This is a genomic window from Halorubrum salipaludis (assembly GCF_002286985.1).
GTDB classification, from domain to species: domain Archaea; phylum Halobacteriota; class Halobacteria; order Halobacteriales; family Haloferacaceae; genus Halorubrum; species Halorubrum salipaludis.
Genome location: NZ_NSKC01000003.1, coordinates 366,493 through 383,009, shown reverse-complemented (window position 1 = coordinate 383,009; position 16,517 = coordinate 366,493). Strand labels below are relative to the sequence as shown.

The 16,517-nt window shown below is 69.4% G+C and carries 19 protein-coding genes and 1 tRNA gene; 8 read left to right on the top strand and 12 right to left on the bottom strand.

What is annotated here, in order from left to right; all coding sequences use genetic code 11:
• Window positions 1-18: 18 nt before the first annotated feature.
• The 3 genes from CK500_RS07375 to CK500_RS17360 all read left to right on the top strand — a co-directional run bounded on the left by CK500_RS07375 (window position 19) and on the right by CK500_RS17360 (window position 3,433).
• Window positions 19-675 (top strand): HAD family hydrolase, encoded by a 657-nt coding sequence (locus tag CK500_RS07375; RefSeq protein ID WP_095636592.1) that lies wholly within the window; start codon window positions 19-21, stop codon window positions 673-675.
• A 111-nt stretch (window positions 676-786) separates the two neighbouring features.
• Window positions 787-3,150 (top strand): ATP-dependent DNA helicase, encoded by a 2,364-nt coding sequence (locus CK500_RS07370; RefSeq protein ID WP_095636591.1) that lies wholly within the window; start codon window positions 787-789, stop codon window positions 3,148-3,150.
• A gap of 130 nt (window positions 3,151-3,280) precedes the next feature.
• On the top strand, window positions 3,281-3,433 hold the full coding sequence (locus CK500_RS17360) for a hypothetical protein (RefSeq protein ID WP_198951521.1): 153 nt from the start codon (window positions 3,281-3,283) through the stop codon (window positions 3,431-3,433).
• A gap of 123 nt (window positions 3,434-3,556) precedes the next feature.
• On the opposite strand, the gene CK500_RS07365 is transcribed toward CK500_RS17360, so the two are convergent.
• The 3 genes from CK500_RS07365 to CK500_RS07355 form a co-directional block, all read right to left on the bottom strand.
• Window positions 3,557-4,168 (bottom strand): translation initiation factor IF-2 subunit beta, encoded by a 612-nt coding sequence (locus CK500_RS07365; RefSeq protein ID WP_095636590.1) that lies wholly within the window; start codon window positions 4,166-4,168, stop codon window positions 3,557-3,559.
• A gap of 145 nt (window positions 4,169-4,313) precedes the next feature.
• A tRNA-Met gene (locus CK500_RS07360) sits at window positions 4,314-4,388 on the bottom strand.
• A 208-nt stretch (window positions 4,389-4,596) separates the two neighbouring features.
• The gene (locus tag CK500_RS07355; protein ID WP_095636589.1) at window positions 4,597-4,848 is read right to left on the bottom strand and encodes a hypothetical protein; all 252 of its coding nucleotides are present in this window, start codon (window positions 4,846-4,848) and stop codon (window positions 4,597-4,599) included.
• A 173-nt stretch (window positions 4,849-5,021) separates the two neighbouring features.
• On the opposite strand from CK500_RS07355, the gene CK500_RS07350 reads away from it, so the two are divergent.
• On the top strand, window positions 5,022-6,638 hold the full coding sequence (locus tag CK500_RS07350; protein WP_095636588.1) for a long-chain-fatty-acid--CoA ligase: 1,617 nt from the start codon (window positions 5,022-5,024) through the stop codon (window positions 6,636-6,638).
• Window positions 6,639-6,671: 33 nt separating this feature from the next.
• On the opposite strand, the gene ftsY is transcribed toward CK500_RS07350, so the two are convergent.
• The 9 genes from ftsY to CK500_RS07305 all read right to left on the bottom strand — a co-directional run bounded on the left by ftsY (window position 6,672) and on the right by CK500_RS07305 (window position 12,660).
• Window positions 6,672-7,763: a signal recognition particle-docking protein FtsY gene (gene ftsY / locus CK500_RS07345; RefSeq protein ID WP_095636587.1), complete on the bottom strand. Its 1,092-nt coding sequence runs from the start codon at window positions 7,761-7,763 to the stop codon at window positions 6,672-6,674.
• A 9-nt stretch (window positions 7,764-7,772) separates the two neighbouring features.
• Entirely contained in the window at window positions 7,773-8,228 is a 456-nt protein-coding gene (pfdA, locus tag CK500_RS07340; RefSeq protein ID WP_095636586.1) for a prefoldin subunit alpha, read from the bottom strand.
• Window positions 8,228-8,404, bottom strand: a complete 177-nt coding sequence (gene rpl18a, locus CK500_RS07335) for a 50S ribosomal protein L18Ae (protein WP_095636733.1) — start codon at window positions 8,402-8,404, stop codon at window positions 8,228-8,230. Before rpl18a ends, pfdA begins: the two co-directional genes overlap by 1 nt.
• A gap of 63 nt (window positions 8,405-8,467) precedes the next feature.
• Window positions 8,468-9,283, bottom strand: a complete 816-nt coding sequence (locus CK500_RS07330; RefSeq protein ID WP_095636585.1) for an ABC transporter permease — start codon at window positions 9,281-9,283, stop codon at window positions 8,468-8,470.
• Window positions 9,280-10,260, bottom strand: a complete 981-nt coding sequence (locus CK500_RS07325; protein WP_095636584.1) for an ABC transporter ATP-binding protein — start codon at window positions 10,258-10,260, stop codon at window positions 9,280-9,282. Before CK500_RS07325 ends, CK500_RS07330 begins: the two co-directional genes overlap by 4 nt.
• Before the next feature lie 89 nt (window positions 10,261-10,349).
• Window positions 10,350-11,015, bottom strand: a complete 666-nt coding sequence (locus tag CK500_RS07320; protein ID WP_095636583.1) for a translation initiation factor IF-6 — start codon at window positions 11,013-11,015, stop codon at window positions 10,350-10,352.
• Between the two features lies 1 nt (window position 11,016).
• The gene (locus tag CK500_RS07315; RefSeq protein WP_004050129.1) at window positions 11,017-11,295 is read right to left on the bottom strand and encodes a 50S ribosomal protein L31e; all 279 of its coding nucleotides are present in this window, start codon (window positions 11,293-11,295) and stop codon (window positions 11,017-11,019) included.
• Window positions 11,296-11,448, bottom strand: a complete 153-nt coding sequence (locus CK500_RS07310; RefSeq protein ID WP_004050128.1) for a 50S ribosomal protein L39e — start codon at window positions 11,446-11,448, stop codon at window positions 11,296-11,298. It abuts the gene before it with no gap.
• Between the two features lie 96 nt (window positions 11,449-11,544).
• Window positions 11,545-12,660: a M20 family metallopeptidase gene (locus CK500_RS07305; protein ID WP_095636582.1), complete on the bottom strand. Its 1,116-nt coding sequence runs from the start codon at window positions 12,658-12,660 to the stop codon at window positions 11,545-11,547.
• A 541-nt stretch (window positions 12,661-13,201) separates the two neighbouring features.
• Between CK500_RS07305 and msrA the strand changes: the two genes are divergently transcribed.
• From msrA to CK500_RS07285, 4 genes are all read left to right on the top strand, one after another.
• Window positions 13,202-13,738, top strand: a complete 537-nt coding sequence (gene msrA / locus CK500_RS07300) for a peptide-methionine (S)-S-oxide reductase MsrA (RefSeq protein ID WP_095636581.1) — start codon at window positions 13,202-13,204, stop codon at window positions 13,736-13,738.
• A 491-nt stretch (window positions 13,739-14,229) separates the two neighbouring features.
• Window positions 14,230-14,634 (top strand): 6,7-dimethyl-8-ribityllumazine synthase, encoded by a 405-nt coding sequence (gene ribH, locus CK500_RS07295; protein WP_095636580.1) that lies wholly within the window; start codon window positions 14,230-14,232, stop codon window positions 14,632-14,634.
• Window positions 14,635-14,661: 27 nt separating this feature from the next.
• Window positions 14,662-15,816, top strand: a complete 1,155-nt coding sequence (locus CK500_RS07290) for a pyridoxal phosphate-dependent aminotransferase (RefSeq protein ID WP_095636579.1) — start codon at window positions 14,662-14,664, stop codon at window positions 15,814-15,816.
• 121 nt (window positions 15,817-15,937) lie between these two features.
• Entirely contained in the window at window positions 15,938-16,450 is a 513-nt protein-coding gene (locus CK500_RS07285) for a universal stress protein (RefSeq protein ID WP_095636578.1), read from the top strand.
• The last annotated feature ends 67 nt before the right edge of the window (window positions 16,451-16,517 follow it).

Here is a 16,517-nt window from a genome sequence, read left to right as displayed (position 1 = left end):
TGAGCGTCGACACTCCCTATGACGTACGATACCGTCGTGTTCGACAACGACGGTGTCCTCGTGGGCCGCACGCGCTTCGACGTGCTCCGGGATGCGACCCGGAACGCGTTCGAGGAGTGCGGCGTCGAGGAGCCCGATCCGGACGACGTAGAGCGCATGACCATCGGTGCGACCCCCGGCAGCGTGGGGACCGTCTGCCAGACGTACGACCTCGATCCGGGGTCGTTCTGGCGGACCCGGGACGACGTGGTCTCGAAGGCCCAACAGCAGGAGGCACGCGAGGGACGTAAAACTCCTTACGACGACCTCGACGAGCTGCAGAGCCTCGACGTGGAGATGGGGATCGTCTCCTCGAACCAGCAGGCCACGGTCGATTTCCTCGTCGATCACTTCGACGGCTTCGAGCGGTTCGGCGCCGCCTACGGCCGCGAGCCCACGATCCACTCGCTCCAGCTCCGCAAGCCGAACCCCCACTACATCGAGCAGGCGCTCGGCGACCTCGACGCCGGCAACGCGCTGTTCGTCGGCGACAACGAGTCCGACGTGCGCGCCGCCGAGAACGCCGGCATCGACTCCGCGTTCATCCGGCGGCCCCACCGCCGCGACTGGGAGCTGAACGTCTGGCCGACGTGGGAGATCGATCGACTCTCCGACCTCCACGACATCGTCGGGTAGGCCACGGCCGCCGGCCGCGACCCGATCGGTCGCCGGGCGGGGCCGCGGGAGGCCGCCCCGCCGACGCCGGTCTCTCAAGGTTTAACTCCGATCGGGAGCTACGCCGCCACAGTGACAGACGCCCCGCCGTGGACCGACATCTTCGGCCACGCAGAGCCGTACCCCGAGCAGGCCGACGGGATCGACGCCGCGATCGACGCCGCCGACGACGGCGGCTTCCTCGCTCTGGAGGGCGCGTGCGGGACGGGCAAGACGATGCTCGCGCTCACCGCCGGGCTCGACCGCGTCCGCGACCCCGACTCGGAGTTCGAGCGCGTGTTCGTCCTCACGAGCGTCAAACAGCAGCTGCGCCAGTTCGAGACGGACCTGGAGACGATCAACGGAGACCTCCCCGACGGATACGACCCCGTCTCCGGGCTCACCCTCGTCGGCAAGGCCGACGTGTGCCCGTACGCCCGCGAGAACCGCGGCGGGATCGACCGCGAGAACGTGTACGAGCGCTGCGAGGGGCTCCGGGAGCGCACTCGGAACCTCGTCGGCGACGGCGGCGCGACGACGACCTCGAACCTCGTGAGCGAGGCCCAGAGCCAGCAGGTCGGGCTGATGGACTCGGGGTCCATGGCCGACGCCGGGGCGAGCGACGCGCCCGCCGCCGACTACCTCGCCGTCGACGGCGAGCCCACTCCGTACCGCCCCGACACCGAGGAGTTCGAGGGGACCGAGTTCTGTCCCTTCTACGCCGGCTTCCTCGACGACCTCCCGGAGGACGGGGACCCGGCCGAGGCGGTCCCGTTCGACGTGACCGAACTCGGCCACGTCGGGCCGACGGAGCTGGTACGGCTCGCCGCGGGTCACGGCACGTGCCCCCACTCGATCATGGGCGCGCTCGTGCCCGAGGTCGAGGTCGTCATCGGCAACTACTATCACGCGTTCGACCCCGTGACGACCGGGACGTTCACGGGCGCGCTGCTGGACGACTCGACGTTCGTCGTCTGCGACGAGGCCCACATGCTCGAACCGCGCGTTCGGGACCTCGTGAGCGACCGGGTCGCCGACGCCAGCCTCCGCGACGCCGAGAACGAGCTCACCCGCGTCGTCCAGCCGCTCTCCTTCGAGACCGCGGGCGCGGAGTCCGACGACGCGGCGCTCGTGCGCGGCGAGCTGGAGGACGCCGACGTGAGCGTCGAGGAGATCGAGTCCGTCCGGGAGTTCTACGCCGACCTCCGCGGCGAGCTCGACAGGCGGGTGACCGAGCGGCTGGACCGCGAGCGCCCCGACTGGCGGGCGTCGATGCGCGAACTCGACGACGACGAGGTCGCGCTCCGCGACCCGGAGGAGCCCGCCGAAGACGAGATCACGGCGTGGGCGAAGCGCGAGGGATACGGCGATCGGGTCTGGGCCCGCGCGGAGCAGGTCGGCGCGGTCGTCAAGCGCGTGCTCGACTCGCTCGAAGACGAGGACAAGAAGCGCGCCTCGCCGGGCGTCGGCCGGACCCTCAACGCGTGGTACCGCGAGGACCACGAGGAGTTCTTCCGCGCGATCGACTTGGAGCGGACGTGGGACGAGACGGCGCCGCCGGACTCGTGGCGGCGCGCGTACAACGCGAGCCTCGCGCTGTACAACTGCCTGCCGAGCGAACCGATCGGCGACCGGCTCGCGGAGTTCGGCGGCGGGGTGTTGATGAGCGCGACGCTGGAGCCGATGGACGTGTTCCGCGAGGTGACTGGGCTCGACCACCTCGAGGAGCGGGGACGCCCGGTCGTCGAGCGGACGTACGGGCTCTCCTTCCCCGAGGAGAACCGCGAGAGCTTCGCGGTCGACGCGCCGAAGTTTACGTACCAGAACCGCGGCGCGCCCGGCGAGGAGAACGACACCCGGCTGGCGCACCTCGACGCGACCGCCGCGGTGGCGGGCCGCGAGGGGAACGTCCTCGTCGGGACGCCGAGCTACGCGGAGGCGACGTGGATGGCGGAGTCGCTCGCGGACCGGCTCGACAAGCCCGTCTTACTCGACGAGTCGTCCGGCGACCGCGCCACGGAGTCGCTGAAGGACGACTTCTTCGCGGGCGACGGGAAGGTGCTCGTGACGAGCCTCCGGGGGACCCTCACCGAGGGCGTCGACTACCGCGGCGACCGGCTGTCGGCCGCCGTGGTCTGTGGGGTCCCGATCATCAACACGGCTCGGCCCCGGACGCGGGCGGTGATCACCGCCTACGACAGGCGGTTCGAGTCGGGGTTCGAGACCGCGCTCACCGTCCCGGCGGTCCGGAAGGCGCGACAGGCCGTCGGTCGAGTGATTCGCGGACCGGACGAGCGCGGGGTCCGCGTCCTGCTCGACGCCCGGTACGCGCGCGAGTCGTGGAACAGCGTCCGCGAGTACCTCCCGGAGCACGAGCGCGAGGAGTACCAGCCGGTGAGCCCGGACATGCTCGGGCTGGCGCTCGACCGGTTCGAGCGGCGGTCCAGCGGCGACTGAGGGGACGGCCGCGGAGGGGGATCAGAGGAGAAGGAACGCGGGAACGGTTCGCCGGATTCCGACGGCCCAATGTCGCGTTCGACGCCGGTATGAGGCGCGTAACTACGGCTTCGCGGCGTCTGTCCCGTCCATGGAGCAACAGACACCGGGTGACCGGTACCACGTCGTCTGCAGGGAGTGCACCCTCGAACGGCTGTTCAGCGCCGTCGGCGACGCGACCCGGCTCGAACGAGACCACGCTTCGGAGACCGGCCATCGGGTGACGGTCGGGCGGATCCGCTAGCCGTACTGCGCGGATTCGCCGGCTAGTGCCGCGTTCGAGCGAACGAGACGACGGACATCGGTGTTTTCGCGGCCGGCAGCGCTGGGGTCGATCCGGGAGCGGCCGGCCGCCCTCAGCGTCGCGTCAGTTCTCGCGGCGGGCGAACGCGAGGTTGCCGGAGACGTTCTTGATGTACGCTTTGACCGTCTCGCCCTCCTGTGCGCCGGGGACGAAGATCGTGTACTCGCCGCGCTCGGCGACGCCGTCGCCCTTGCGGCCGGTGCCGACGATCTCGAGTTCGTACGTGTTGCCCGACTCGATGGCCTCCTCCTGCCGCTGGGTGTTCGAGGTGTTCTGTTTGGCGACGGGTCGGAACGCCCCGCAGGCCTCACAGCGGAGCATGGGCGTGCGGTTCTCGGTCTCGAGGCGGGTGTCCGGCAGGCCGCATTCCGAACAGGTGACGAACGACTCGATGTACGAGTCGATCGCGGCCTGGAAGTCTCGTTCGCGGAAGTTCCCGCTGTAGCGGGCGCGTCCGTCCTCGTACTGGCCGGCGGTACCGAGCTCCTGCTGGATCTTCGAGTGGACGTGTTCGGGGTCGCGGCTCAACGCGTCTGCGATCGAAGAGAGGTTCGTCAGCCGGGTGAACGCGCCGTCCTTCTGCGCCTCCGGGTCCGGGACCGACAGCCGCTCGTCGGAGCCGCCGAGGTCCGGAACCTCCTCCATCGCGCGGTCGAGGCTCGATTCGTAGTCCATACGCGACGGAACGGCGGCGCGACGGAAATCGCTTCCGGGTTCCGGATCGAGCGACGACGACGCGACTACGGGCTGGAGAGACGTCAGGCGGAAAACGAGAGGGAGACGCGAACCCACGACTCGGCGTGTGGCGTTCGTCCAGAAGTAGCGGGAGGTAGATTTGAACTACCGATCTCCGGGTTATGAGCCCGGCGGAATCTCCTGGCTATCCCATCCCGCTATCGTATCAAAACCGCGTGCGACTGTTAAGGGTTCTGATCCCGTCGCCCGTGTGCGATTCGTCCACGAACAGTTTAAATACCGACCGGAGCGGTTCCGCCGGATCGCCGTCGGCGGTCAGGCGGTCTCGTCGTCGAGGGTCAGGCGGTCTCGTCGTCGAGGGTCAGGCGGTCTCGTCGTCGAGGGTCAGGCGGTCTCGTCGTCGAGGGTCAGGCGGTCTCGTCGTCGGTGGTGTCGGCGTCCGGATCGGCGCTCGCAGCCGCCGCGTACCGCTGTCTGAGTCGGAGCGCGCCGAGCGCACCGATCGCGAACGCGACCGGCAAGACGGCGTCGGCTGGGTCGCCCGAGAGCGCGCGCTGTGCGGTCAGCCCCGCCATCAGGGCGAAGAGCAGCGCCATCAGCCCGGCGATCGGGGTCACGTAGCCGTCGGTGGCCGGCGTCCGGTCGGATCCCTCGCTCATGTGGAAAACTGAGGGAGGACGGGTTAAAAACCCGAGGCGAACGCGATCGAGGCGGGCGTGATGGAGGCGAACGCGATCGGGGGTCGACCCGATCGGTCGGACATGTTCGCCCGGTCGCGTCCGGCTTGCATCGGCCGCAAACGCTTTTATGCATCATAGATAGTGATAAACCGATGCGAAAACCGCTACTGACGACGGACTTCTTAGACCGGGCGCGACGGCACTACGCCGACGAGGAGGCCGTCCTCGCCACGGACGGGACGCGGTACACCTACGCCGAGCTGGGCGACCGCGCGGACCGGTTCTCCGCCGCCCTCCAAGCGCGGGGGATCGAGAAGGGCGACCGCGTGGCGGTGTTGGACCCGAACACGCACTACCACCTGGAGGCCGCCTACGGCGCGATGCAGGTCGGCGCGATCCACACGCCGCTGAACTACCGGCTGACGCCCGACGACTTCTCGTACATGCTCTCCGACGCCGGGGTCGACGCCGTCTACGCCGACGCCGAGTACGCCGGCAACATCGAGGCGATCCGCGAGGAGGTCCCCACCGAGACGTTCCTCACGGACGACACCGACGCGGTCGAGGGCGACTGGGAGTCGGTCGAGGCCGCGCTCGACGACGCGGACCCCGACGCCTACGAGCGCCCGGAGATGGACGAGGACGACGTGATCACGATCAACTACACCTCCGGGACCACGGGCGACCCGAAGGGGGTCTGTCGCACCCACCGCGCCGAGACGCTCCACGCCTACCTCATCGCGATCCATCAGGAGATCACCGACGACGACGTGTACCTCTGGACGCTCCCGATGTTCCACGTCAACGGGTGGGGACACATCTACGCGATCACGGGGATGGGCGCCCGGCACATCTGCACCCGCGGCGTCGACGTCGCGGAGACGTTCGACCGGATCCGCGAGGAGGACGTGTCGTACTTCTGTGCGGCGCCGACCGTGCTCAACATGCTCGGCGATCACCACGCCGAGCACGGCGGCGCGACGACCGGCGCCAACGACGTGCGGGTCGCCACCGCGGGCGCGGCGCCCCCGGAGGCGACGATCCGGACCGTCGAGGAGGAGTTCGGCTGGGATCTCAAGCACGTGTACGGCGCGACCGAGACGGGCCCCCTCGTGACGACCTCGGACGCCAAGCGCCACTACGACGCCGGCGCCGACGACCGGTTCGCGGTCAAGAAGACCCAGGGGATCGGCTACCTCGGCACCGACGTGCGCGTCGTCGACGAGCACGGCGAGGACGTGGCCGCCGACGGCGAGACGATCGGCGAGATCGTCGTCCGCGGCAATCAGGTGATGGACCGCTACTGGAACAAGCCCGAGGCGACCGAGCAGGCGTTCTCGGAGCGGCTGGAGGGGTACTACCACATGGGCGACCTGGCCGTCGTCGACGAGGACGGCTTCGTCTCGATCCAAGACCGGAAGAAAGATATCATCATCTCCGGCGGCGAGAACATCTCCTCGATCGAGTTAGAGGACACCCTCTTCGAGCACGACGCCGTCTCCGACGCCGCGGTCATCCCCGCTCCGGACGAGCGGTGGGGCGAGACCCCGAAGGCGTTCGTCGTCCCGGCGAGCGGCGACCCGGACGATCCGGGCGCGACCCGCGAGGAGCTCAAGTCCTTCGTCCGAGAACGCGTCGCCGACTACAAGACGCCCGGCGAGGTGGAGTTCGTCGCCGAGCTCCCGACCACGGCGACCGGGAAGATCCAGAAGTACGAGCTGCGCGAGCGCGAGTGGGACGAGGAAGACCGGATGGTCGGGGAGGGGTAGCCGAAAAACGCAGAAGGATCGACGGCCGCCGTCTCAGTCCTCGCCGAGCAGGCTCTGGACGAGCTCCTCGGGCTCGAACAGGGTGAGGTCGTCGTACCCCTGTCCGGTGCCGAGGAAGAGGATCGGCTTCCCGGTGACGTACGCGACGGAGATCGCGGCGCCGCCCGAGGAGTCGGCGTCGGCCTTCGTCAGGATTGCGCCGTCGATCTCGGCGGCGTCGTTGAACTCCTTCGCGCGGTTCACGGCGTCCTGGCCCGCCACGGCCTCGTCGACGAAGATGGTCATGTCCGGGTCGACGACGCGGTCGATCTTCTCCAGTTGCGCCATCAGGTCGTCGCTCGTGTGGAGCCGGCCCGCGGTGTCGCCGAGGACCACGTCGATGTCGTTCGCCTCGGCGTACTCGACGCCGTCGTAGATGACGGCGGCGGGGTCGCCGCCCTGATCGTGGCTGATCAGGTCGCGGTCGAGCCGGTCAGCGTGCTCCTGGATCTGTTCGTTGGCGCCCGCCCGGTAGGTGTCGCCGTTCGCCATCACGGACGAGTAGCCGCGGTCGGCGAGCCATTCCGAGAGCTTCGCGATGCTCGTCGTCTTCCCGACGCCGTTGACGCCGGTGAAGACGATGGTGACGGGTTTCTCGGCCTCCGCGATCCGCTCTTCGAAGTCGAACTGCCCGACGGCGATCACGTCGAGGAGCGCGTCGTGAAGCGCCGACTCGACGAGTTCGCCGGTCGTCTCGACCTGTTTCCGGGACTCGCCGAGCATGCTCTCGCGGACCGACTCGAGGATCTGCTCGGCGACGCTCATCTCCACGTCGCTCTCCAAGAGGGCCATCTCGAGGTCCCACAGCGGCTCCTCTAAGTCCTCCTCCTCGATGATGATCCGCCCGGTCGCGAACGCCTTCGCGCGCTGGAAGGTACTGGGCTCGTTGTCGTCGTCGCCCTCGTCCTCAGTATCCGCGGCGGCGTCGGCAGTGGCGCTGTCGGGGGCCTGATCGGTCTCGGAGGAGGCGGAGGCGTCGCTCTCTGTCGCCTCGGGGCCGTCCTGCTCCGCGGGCTCCTCGACCTCGGCATTCTCCTCGACGTCCTCTCGGAAGCCCGAGAGCTTGTCCTTCAGTCCGTCGAACACGGTCCGTCGTTACTCCTCGTCGCCCTGCTGTTGCTGCATCTGCTGCATCTGCTGCTGCTGCATCTGCTGTTGCATCTGCTGGGCCTGCTGTTCGAGCTCCTCGCTCTCGCTCTCGAGCTCGTCGACCTCCTCCTGCGTCTCCTCGATGCGGTCGTCGAGCGCGTCGCGCTTGCGACCGAGCACGTCGATGGCGTCCTCCTCGCTCTGCTCCGCGGAGTAGTTGCCGCCGAGCGAGACGATGATCTCGTCGATGTCCTGGACCTCGGCGCGCACGTAGGCGCCGCCGCCGAGCGGGACCTGCACCGTCGAGCCCGTGTCGAGGGTCTCGATCGCCTCGATGGCGTCGTCGATGTCGGTCTGCTCCTCGCGGTAGTCGGCGATCTCGGCCTCGAGCGCCTCGATCTCCTCGTCGAGCGCCTGCAGCTCCTGGGAGAGCTGCTGGAGCTGCTGTTGCCCGCCGCCCATCATGCCGCGGACACCTCCTCGATCTCGATCTGGGTGCGCTTCCGGTTGTGCTGGCTCCCGACCGTGGTGTAGATGCGCTCGCGGGCGAGGTCCTCGTTCTCCGCCTCGACGTCCTTGGTGAACGGCTGGAAGCCGTCTCGACTCTGGAACCGTCCACTCACCGTGTAGGTACTCATGTTCACCGATCCGGCAGGGACAGGGAAGTATCTTCCTAAAAAGCGAGACGGTCGGGCGCCCGGTCACCCGGCGAGGTCGGCCCGCCGGAACCGAAGGACGGCGAGGAGGACGAGGGCCGCGGTCGCCGCGAGCAGGACGGCCGCGCCGACGACATCGTACTCGGCGTTCACGAGGATCGCGGAGGGGTCGTAGTGGGCGGTGGGGCTGATCGAGCCGGCCCGGTCGTACTCGCTGCTGGCCGCGAGCGACTCGAACATGAACAGCGCGAACAGGCCGCCGAGCGCGACCCGCTGGGCGATTCCCGCTCGCGAGACGAGCGTCGAGACGGCGATCCCGATCGCGACGCAACACAGGTGGTACGGCACCGCGAGCGCGTGGACGGCGACGAGCCGTTCGACCGCGATCGTCTCGCCAACCGCGAGCACGCCGACGTACGCGACGATCGGGAGGACGGCGTTCAACAGGACGACGAGGGGCACGAGCCCGAGGAACCGCCCGAACACCACGTCGCGGCGCGCCACGGGCGCGGACAGCGTGAGGTCCATCCGACCGGAGGCGACGTCGCCCGCGATCGTTCCGCCGCTCAGGTACGCGAGGTAGAGCCCGACCAAGAGCAGCCACGCGAACTGGTAGAACTCCACCGCGAGGAACCCCTCGATCGTGGAGATGGAGATGATCCCGAACGCCTCCTGAAACGCCGGCGGGAACGACTCGACGTAGGCGTCGAGGTCGATCCCGGCGCTCGACATCGACGGGAAGAAGGCCAGAAACAGCAGGAGGAACCCCGACAGCAACCCGGTCAGGACGACCGAGCCGCGGGCCCTCCCCGCCGCCTCGTACCGCGCGATCGCTAGCCACGGGGCGGAGCGATCGCTCATCGCTCGCCCCCGTCGGCGTCCGCGTCGGCGGCTGGCGCCGCCTGCTCGGCGCCGCGGTCCCCTCCTCCGGTCCGCCCCTGATGCCGCCGCCCCGGTCCCGGCACGTCCCCGTCGTAGAAGGTCATGAACGCCTCTTCGAGCGGGGCGTCGACGACCTCCAGGTCGCGGACGGTGAACCGGTCGAGCAGATCGATCAGCGCGTCGTACTCGCCGGTCCACGTGAACGAGACGGTGTCGCCGACCCGGAGGTTCATCGCGCCGCGGACCTCGAAGGCGTCGCGGGCGGCGTCCTCGGCGACCCGGACGCGGACCTGCTTGCCGCCGCGCGACCGGAGATCTTCGACCGTCTCGACCGCGGCGAGGCGACCCTCCCGGAGCACGCCGACGCGGTCGCAGAGGGCGGCCACCTCGCCGAGCACGTGCGAGGAGAGAAGCACGCTCGCGCCGTCGTCGACGCGCTCGCGCACCAGCGCGGCGAACTCCTCCTGTAAGAGGGGATCGAGCCCGGAGGTCGGCTCGTCGAGGAGGAGCAGATCGGGGTCGTGCATGAACGCGGCGACCAAGGCGACCTTCTGGCGGTTCCCCCGCGAGAGGTCGCCGATCCGCCGCGACTCGTCGAGCCCGAACCGCTCGACCAGCGCCTCGCGGCTCCCCGACCCGCGGAGCGCGGCCTGATGGTCGAGGAACGCCTCGGCGGTTCGGTCCTCGTCGAGCCCCGGATCGCCCGGGAGGTAACCGATCCGTTCGCGGGCGGCGCGGGACTCTCCCGGGTTCGTCGCGTCGTGACCCAGGAGCGTCGCTCCGCCGCTCGTCGGCGACAGGAACCCGAGGAGGGTGCGGATCGCGGTCGTCTTCCCGGCGCCGTTCGGCCCGAGGAAGCCGAACACCTCGCCGTCCGCGACGGTGAACGACACGTCTTCGATCCCGCGGACGTCGCCGTAGTACTTGGTCAGACTCCGGCACTCGATGGCGGGCATACCGCCCGCAACTCGGCGTCGAGCCTTAAAATGGAGGGAAGATCGCGGTACGAAGCGCGGATCGAACTGCGAGAGTACCGAACGCCCGCTCAGTCGATGAAGCCGAGCGTCTCCTCGATCCGGCCCAGCTCGGGGCCGGTGGTGTCCTCGCCGACGACGTACCCCTCGTCGGTGGCGACGAGCCCCGAGCCGACGAGCGGGGCGCCGTAGTTGATCGTGCCGAGGTCGGCGCGCACGTCGAGCGCCTCCTCGACGGCCTGCAGCTCCGACTCGGTCGACTGGGGGTGACAGAGCACGCCCGTGTTGTTGGCCACCGCGGCGGTGCCGACCGTCCGCACGTCGCCGAGGTCGCCGCGGACCACGGGGACGTCGAGGGCCTCTCTGATCGTCACGATCGACTCGCGCGGGAGGTCCGGATGGACGTAGGCGCCGTAGTCGTTCGCGAGGACGACGTTCCCGGCCGCGTTGATCTCGCCGGGAAGCTCGCCCACCTCGCGGTCGGCGGCCTCGGCGATCCGCGACTTCTCGCGCTCTCTGACCCGCGCGGAGACGAGAATCCCGTTCTCGTTACCCGTCGCGAGGGAGCCGACGGTGTTGGAGCCGCCGACCGTCGTGAGGAGGGGCTCGGCGCCCAGTTCCTCGCCGAGCGCCTCGGCGAGGTCCTCGTCGACGTCCGGCCGGACCAACAGGGTGTCGTCGATCGCGCGGGCGAACACGCCCACGTACGACGAGCCGGTGAAGGTCGCCCGTAACACGTTACTCGGCGTGCTCGGCTTCGACGACGGGCTCGCCGTCCTCGACGAACCGGGCCGCGCGGACGCGGACCTTGCTCGGCGGGTTCTGGCGCCCGTTCGCCCAGACGGCCTCGTTGACCGAGGTGTCGATGACGACTTCCTCCTCGTCGACGGAGAAGTGCTGCGCGAGGTGTTCGCGGACGATCTTCATCGCGAAGTCGGCGCGTTCCTGGACCGGCTTGTCGTTGGCGTCGCGGAGCGGGACGGTGACGACGCGCTCCTCGAAATCACTCGTCGACATTTACTCGTCCAGGTCGTTCCGGCGCCAGTTGCGCCGCTTGGGGTTTCGCGTGACGTTCATGTCGGTCTTCATCATGACCCACGCGGGGACGCGGGTGTTCTGGCGTTCCGCCTTCGCCAGACGCTTCTTTTGAGCCTTCGACTTGTCTCCCATAGTGGCGCACACTATCTCCGGCCCGCATAAAACCCCTTCCATACGGGCCCGATCCCCCGCGCCGAGCGGACCGCCCCGACGGGGGTCGTCGCCTCGTCACTCGCGGTCCGCGATCGCCCGGTAGATCCGGTAGCAGCGCTCCAGCACGTCAATTCCGACGCTCTCGGTGTCGGTGTGCGCCTCGCCGGGCTCGGAGGCCCCGCAGACGAGGCAGTCCGCGCCGGCCTCGGCGAGCCACCCCGCGTCGGTCGCGTGCGGCTTGACGACGTGTTCGGGCGCGTCGAGGCCCAGGTCGTCGTGGACCTCGCGGGCCGCCGCGAGCGCGGCGTCGGCGAAGGCGTCGTCGCCGCAGGCCATGGGCGGGAGGTCCTGATCGACCTCCCACGCGACCCCCTCGACCGCGTCGGCGGCGCGGCCGATGTCGGCGCGGTCGCCGGGGACCGTGCGCTCGTCGATCGTCACCTCGCAGCGCTCCGGGATCACGTTCCACGTCTCGCCGCCGTGGACCATCGTCACCGCGAGCGACCCGGAGACGCGCTCGCCGAAGACGGTGGACTCCGGGGCGTCGAGCCCGCGGACCTCGTCGATCGCGTCGCTCGCGCGGTAGATCGCGTTCTCGCCGGCCGCGGGCTCGGAGGCGTGCGCCGCGGTCCCGCTCGCGACGAGCGTCGACGCGCGCCGGCCCTTGTGCGCGACCGCCACGTCGGTGACGCCCGGCTTCGAGTAGTCCGTCGACCCCTCGGCGACGACCGCGCGGTCGGGGACGAACCCCTCGTCGATCGCGTGGCGCGCGCCGGTCCCGCCAACCTCCTCGCCGACGAACGAGGCGACCGCGAGCTCGCGCCCGGCCGGCGGCTCCGCGTCGCGGAACGCGAGCATGCAGGCCGCCACCGCGCCCTTCATGTCGGCCGCGCCGCGCCCGTAGATCCGACCGTCGCGACGGTTGACGACATAGTCGCCGGCGTTTCCGTCCCCCGCTGTCTGGCGGTCCGCGGGCGGGACCACGTCGTGGTGGCCGACGAAGGCGAGCGTGTCGGCGTCGGGGTCGTCGGTCGCGCCTTTATACGCGATGACGTTGCCGACCGCGTCCCGGTCGACCCGCGCGTCGGTCTCCGCGCGGAGCCACTCTGCGATCGCGTCGCCGGCGGCGGTCTCGTCCTCGTGCGACGGGATCGCGACCAGCGTCTCGGTCAGGTCCGCGAGTTCGTCCATAGGACTGGATGGTGGCTCGGTGGGTTAAAAACTGAGTCCGAAGAGGGTTCGTAACAAGCGATCCCGGTGGCGCGCGCCTCCGAGCGGCCGACAGGCCGCGAGGAGCGCGTGCGAGGGACGCGGCGAACGCGAGCGGCGAAGCCGCGAGCCGTGAGCCGCGAGGCTGGGGAGGCGTGAGGCTGCGGTGCTGTCAGGGCGGGACTCAAAGGGGCAGTCGCGAGGCGGACAGAGGCGTTCACGAGAGCTCCGCTCTCGTGAGCCAATCAGAACGCTTCGCGTTCTGATGACGACGTAAGCACCGCAGGGAACGAGCGGAGCGAGTGACGAGGAGCGCAGCGAGCGTCTGTCCGCCTCGCGACTGGGGCTTTGGGGGCCTTCGCAGTTAGCTCGACGACAACCGCGTATCACCGAGCGGCTGGGGCTTTGGAGGTCTTCATCGTCGATCCAAAGTCACCAGCTTATGTACAGGAACTCTCTGAATCGACCACTGATCGCGCATAAGCGCGCGTGATTAATACGTCTCCGAGCCCTTGCGACGAGTATGTCCGATCAGTTCGAAACCGCGACGCTCGGCGGCGGGTGCTTCTGGTGCGTCGAGGCGGCGCTCGAACAGCTCGCCGGCGTCGAGTCGGTCACCTCCGGCTACGCCGGCGGTCACGTCGACGACCCCACCTACAGGCAGGTCTGCTCCGGGAACACCGGCCACGCCGAGGTCGTCCAGGTGGAGTTTGACCCCGACGTCATCGCCTACGACGAGGTGCTGGAGGCCTTCTTCGAGATCCACGACCCCACCCAGCTCAACCGCCAGGGCCCGGACGTGGGGAGCCAGTACCGCTCGATCGTCCTCACCCACGACGAGGCGCAGCGCGAAATCGTTGAGGCGTACGTCGACGCGCTCGACGAGGAGTACGACGACGACGTGGTGACCGAGATCGAGCCGCTGGAGACGTTCTACCGCGCCGAGGAGAAACACCAGGACTACTTCGCGAAGAACCCCGACGACGCCTACTGCACCTTCCACGCGAAGCCGAAGATGGAGAAGGTGCGCGAGAAGTTCGAGGCGAAGGTCGCGAACTAAGGCGTCCGGGTCGCTGTCGTTCTTTCTCGACCATCGACCGACTGCGTCTGTTACCTCGCGGTGAACTCCTCCAAAGCCCCAGCCGCGAGGCGGACAGACGCTCGCTGCGCTCCTCGTCACTCGCTCCGCTCGTTCCCTGCGGTGCTTGCGTCGTCATCAGAACGCGAAGCGTTCTGATTGGCTCACGAGAGCGGAGCTCTCGTGAACGCCTCTGTCCGCCTCGCGGCTGCCCCTTTGAATCCCACCCCGCACGGCACCGCACAGCCTCACGCCTCCCCAGCCTCGCGGCTCACGGCTCGCGGCTTCGCCGCTCGCGTTCGCCGCGTCCCTCGCACGCGCTCCTCGCGGCCTGTCGGCTGCTCGGAGGCGCGCGCCACCGCTATTGGCCGTTTATAAGTACATTCAGTCATGTTCATCTCTCTCGATCGCATTCGACCGGCAACCCTGCGGTCGAACGGTAGACCTTTGCCGTCCCCGATGCGAGCGAGCGTATGGTCTCGCTGGGACTGGTGGTGGCGCGGTTCAACGACTCCGTCACGGAGCCGATGGCCGAGGCCGCCCGAGAGGCGGCCGCCGACCGCGACGCCGTCGTCGTCGACGAACTGAGCGTGCCGGGAGCGTACGACAGCCCGCTGGCCGCCGACCGGCTCGCGCGACGCGACGACGTCGACGCCGTCGCGGTGGTCGGCGCCATCGTCACCGGCGACACCGACCACGATCACGTGATCGCGAACGCGACCGCCGACAAGCTCACGCAGGTGAGCCTCGACCGCGACACCCCCGTCACGTTCGGCGTGAGCGGGCCGGGGATGTCCGGCGCGGAGGCGCGCGAGCGCATCGACAAGGGCGCGGACGCCGCCGAGGCGGCGATCGACCTCGCGGAGGAGCTCGACTGACCGGCACCCACGATTCACCACATCACAATGAGCGACGCATACGACTTCTCAGAGCGGATCGGACGCGTAGAGCCCAGCGCCACGCTGGCGATATCGAACCTCGCGGCGGAGAAGGAGGCCGAGGGCGCCGACATCGTCGACCTCTCCGTCGGCGAGCCCGACTTCGACACGCCGGCGAACGTCGTCGAGGCGGGCAAGGACGCCCTCGACGCCGGCCACACCGGCTACACCTCCTCGAACGGGATCCCCGAGCTCAAGGAGGCGATCGCGGCGAAGCTCCGCGACGACGGGATCGACGCCGACGCCGACGAGGTCGTCGTCACCCCCGGCGGCAAGCAGGCGCTGTACGAGACGTTCCAGACCCTGATCGACGACGGCGACGAGGTCGTCCTCCTCGATCCGGCGTGGGTCTCCTACGAGGCGATGGCGAAGCTCGCCGGCGCCGACCTCTCGCGGATCGACCTGGCGCCGCACGGCTTCCAGCTCGAGCCGGCGCTCGACGCGCTCGCGGAGGCGGTCTCCGACGACACCGAGCTGCTCGTCGTCAACTCCCCGTCGAACCCCACGGGAGCCGTCTTCTCGGAGACGGCCCTGGAGGGCGTCCGCGACCTCGCGGTCGAACACGACGTGGCCGTGATCTCGGACGAGATCTACCAGCAGATCGTCTACGACGCCGACCACGTCTCGCTGGCGAGCCTTGACGGGATGGCGGACCGCACGATCACCGTCAACGGCTTCTCGAAGGCGTACTCGATGACCGGCTGGCGGCTCGGCTACCTCCACGCGACCGAGGAGTTCGTCGGGCAGGCCGGCAAGCTCCACTCCCACTCGGTCTCCTGTGCGGTCAACTTCGTCCAGCGCGCGGGCGTCGAGGCGCTGGAGAACACCGACGAGTCGGTGACGGAGATGCGCGACGCGTTCCGGGACCGCCGCGACCTCCTCGTCGACCTGTTCGACGAGCACGGCGTCGACGTCGACGTTGGCGACGGCGCCTTCTACATGATGATCCCCGTCGACGACGACGACCAGGCCTGGTGCGAGGCCGCCATCGAGGAGGCGTCCGTCGCCTGCGTCCCCGGCAGCGCGTTCAACGCGCCTGGGTACGCTCGGATCTCCTACGCCGCGAGCGAGGAGCGCCTCCGCGAGGCGGTCGACCGGCTGGTGTCGAACGACCTCTTATAACATCGGCCAGCGCGGCGCCCGTTTTGCGAGGGATCGTCGCGCAGTCGGGTGAATCGCGCGATATCGAGGATCTGCGGGGGTTTTTTGCCGACACTGTCCGAAATTCCGACTTGGTGGTTGGATGTACGACACCATACTGTATCCGACGGACGGGAGCACCGGGTCGGAGACGGCGGCGAGGCACGTCCGCGAACTCGCGTCCGCGTTCGACGCGGCGGTTCACGTCCTGTACGTCGTCGATACGACGCATCTCGGTGCGGGGATGGCGGGCGCCTTCCTCGCCGACGAGGGGTCGGGACTGAGCGGAGAGGGCGTCGAGGGGAGCGAGCGGGGGATGGTCGGCGACCGGAGCGACGTCGAGGAGCGCCGCGCTGTGCTCTCCGACCGCGCCGAAGAGGTCGTCGAGGAGGCGGCGTCGGCCCTCGGCGACGTCGAGACGGTGACCGCCGTCGAACACGGGACCCCGCACTCGGCCATCCTGAAGTACGCCGACGAGAACGGGGCCGATCTCGTGGTGATGGGGACGCACGGCCGGACCGGCGTCGAGCGATACCTGCTCGGCAGCGTCGCGGAGAAGGTGGTTCGGCTGGCGGACCCGCCGGTGGTGACGGTCCGAGCCGACGAGGGCGACTGAACCCCGGATTTTTCAGCGGGAGGTGCCAGCCCATGCGGCGTTCCGAAACCCTTACTCCCGGAGCGCG

What these genes read in the sequence shown, in the direction of transcription:
- CK500_RS07285 (WP_095636578.1), top strand. Translation starts at nt 15,938, where the DNA reads ATGTACGACACCATACTGTATCCGACGGACGGGAGCACCGGGTCGGAG.
- CK500_RS07375 (WP_095636592.1), top strand. Translation starts at nt 19, where the DNA reads ATGACGTACGATACCGTCGTGTTCGACAACGACGGTGTCCTCGTGGGC.
- ribH (WP_095636580.1), top strand. Translation starts at nt 14,230, where the DNA reads ATGGTCTCGCTGGGACTGGTGGTGGCGCGGTTCAACGACTCCGTCACG.
- CK500_RS07315 (WP_004050129.1), bottom strand. Translation starts at nt 11,295, where the DNA reads ATGTCGACGAGTGATTTCGAGGAGCGCGTCGTCACCGTCCCGCTCCGC.
- CK500_RS07310 (WP_004050128.1), bottom strand. Translation starts at nt 11,448, where the DNA reads ATGGGAGACAAGTCGAAGGCTCAAAAGAAGCGTCTGGCGAAGGCGGAA.
- pfdA (WP_095636586.1), bottom strand. Translation starts at nt 8,228, where the DNA reads ATGGGCGGCGGGCAACAGCAGCTCCAGCAGCTCTCCCAGGAGCTGCAG.
- CK500_RS07305 (WP_095636582.1), bottom strand. Translation starts at nt 12,660, where the DNA reads ATGGACGAACTCGCGGACCTGACCGAGACGCTGGTCGCGATCCCGTCG.
- rpl18a (WP_095636733.1), bottom strand. Translation starts at nt 8,404, where the DNA reads ATGAGTACCTACACGGTGAGTGGACGGTTCCAGAGTCGAGACGGCTTC.
- CK500_RS07325 (WP_095636584.1), bottom strand. Translation starts at nt 10,260, where the DNA reads ATGCCCGCCATCGAGTGCCGGAGTCTGACCAAGTACTACGGCGACGTC.
- CK500_RS17360 (WP_198951521.1), top strand. Translation starts at nt 3,281, where the DNA reads ATGGAGCAACAGACACCGGGTGACCGGTACCACGTCGTCTGCAGGGAG.
- msrA (WP_095636581.1), top strand. Translation starts at nt 13,202, where the DNA reads ATGTCCGATCAGTTCGAAACCGCGACGCTCGGCGGCGGGTGCTTCTGG.
- CK500_RS07350 (WP_095636588.1), top strand. Translation starts at nt 5,022, where the DNA reads ATGCGAAAACCGCTACTGACGACGGACTTCTTAGACCGGGCGCGACGG.
- CK500_RS07330 (WP_095636585.1), bottom strand. Translation starts at nt 9,283, where the DNA reads ATGAGCGATCGCTCCGCCCCGTGGCTAGCGATCGCGCGGTACGAGGCG.
- CK500_RS07365 (WP_095636590.1), bottom strand. Translation starts at nt 4,168, where the DNA reads ATGGACTACGAATCGAGCCTCGACCGCGCGATGGAGGAGGTTCCGGAC.
- CK500_RS07355 (WP_095636589.1), bottom strand. Translation starts at nt 4,848, where the DNA reads ATGAGCGAGGGATCCGACCGGACGCCGGCCACCGACGGCTACGTGACC.
- CK500_RS07290 (WP_095636579.1), top strand. Translation starts at nt 14,662, where the DNA reads ATGAGCGACGCATACGACTTCTCAGAGCGGATCGGACGCGTAGAGCCC.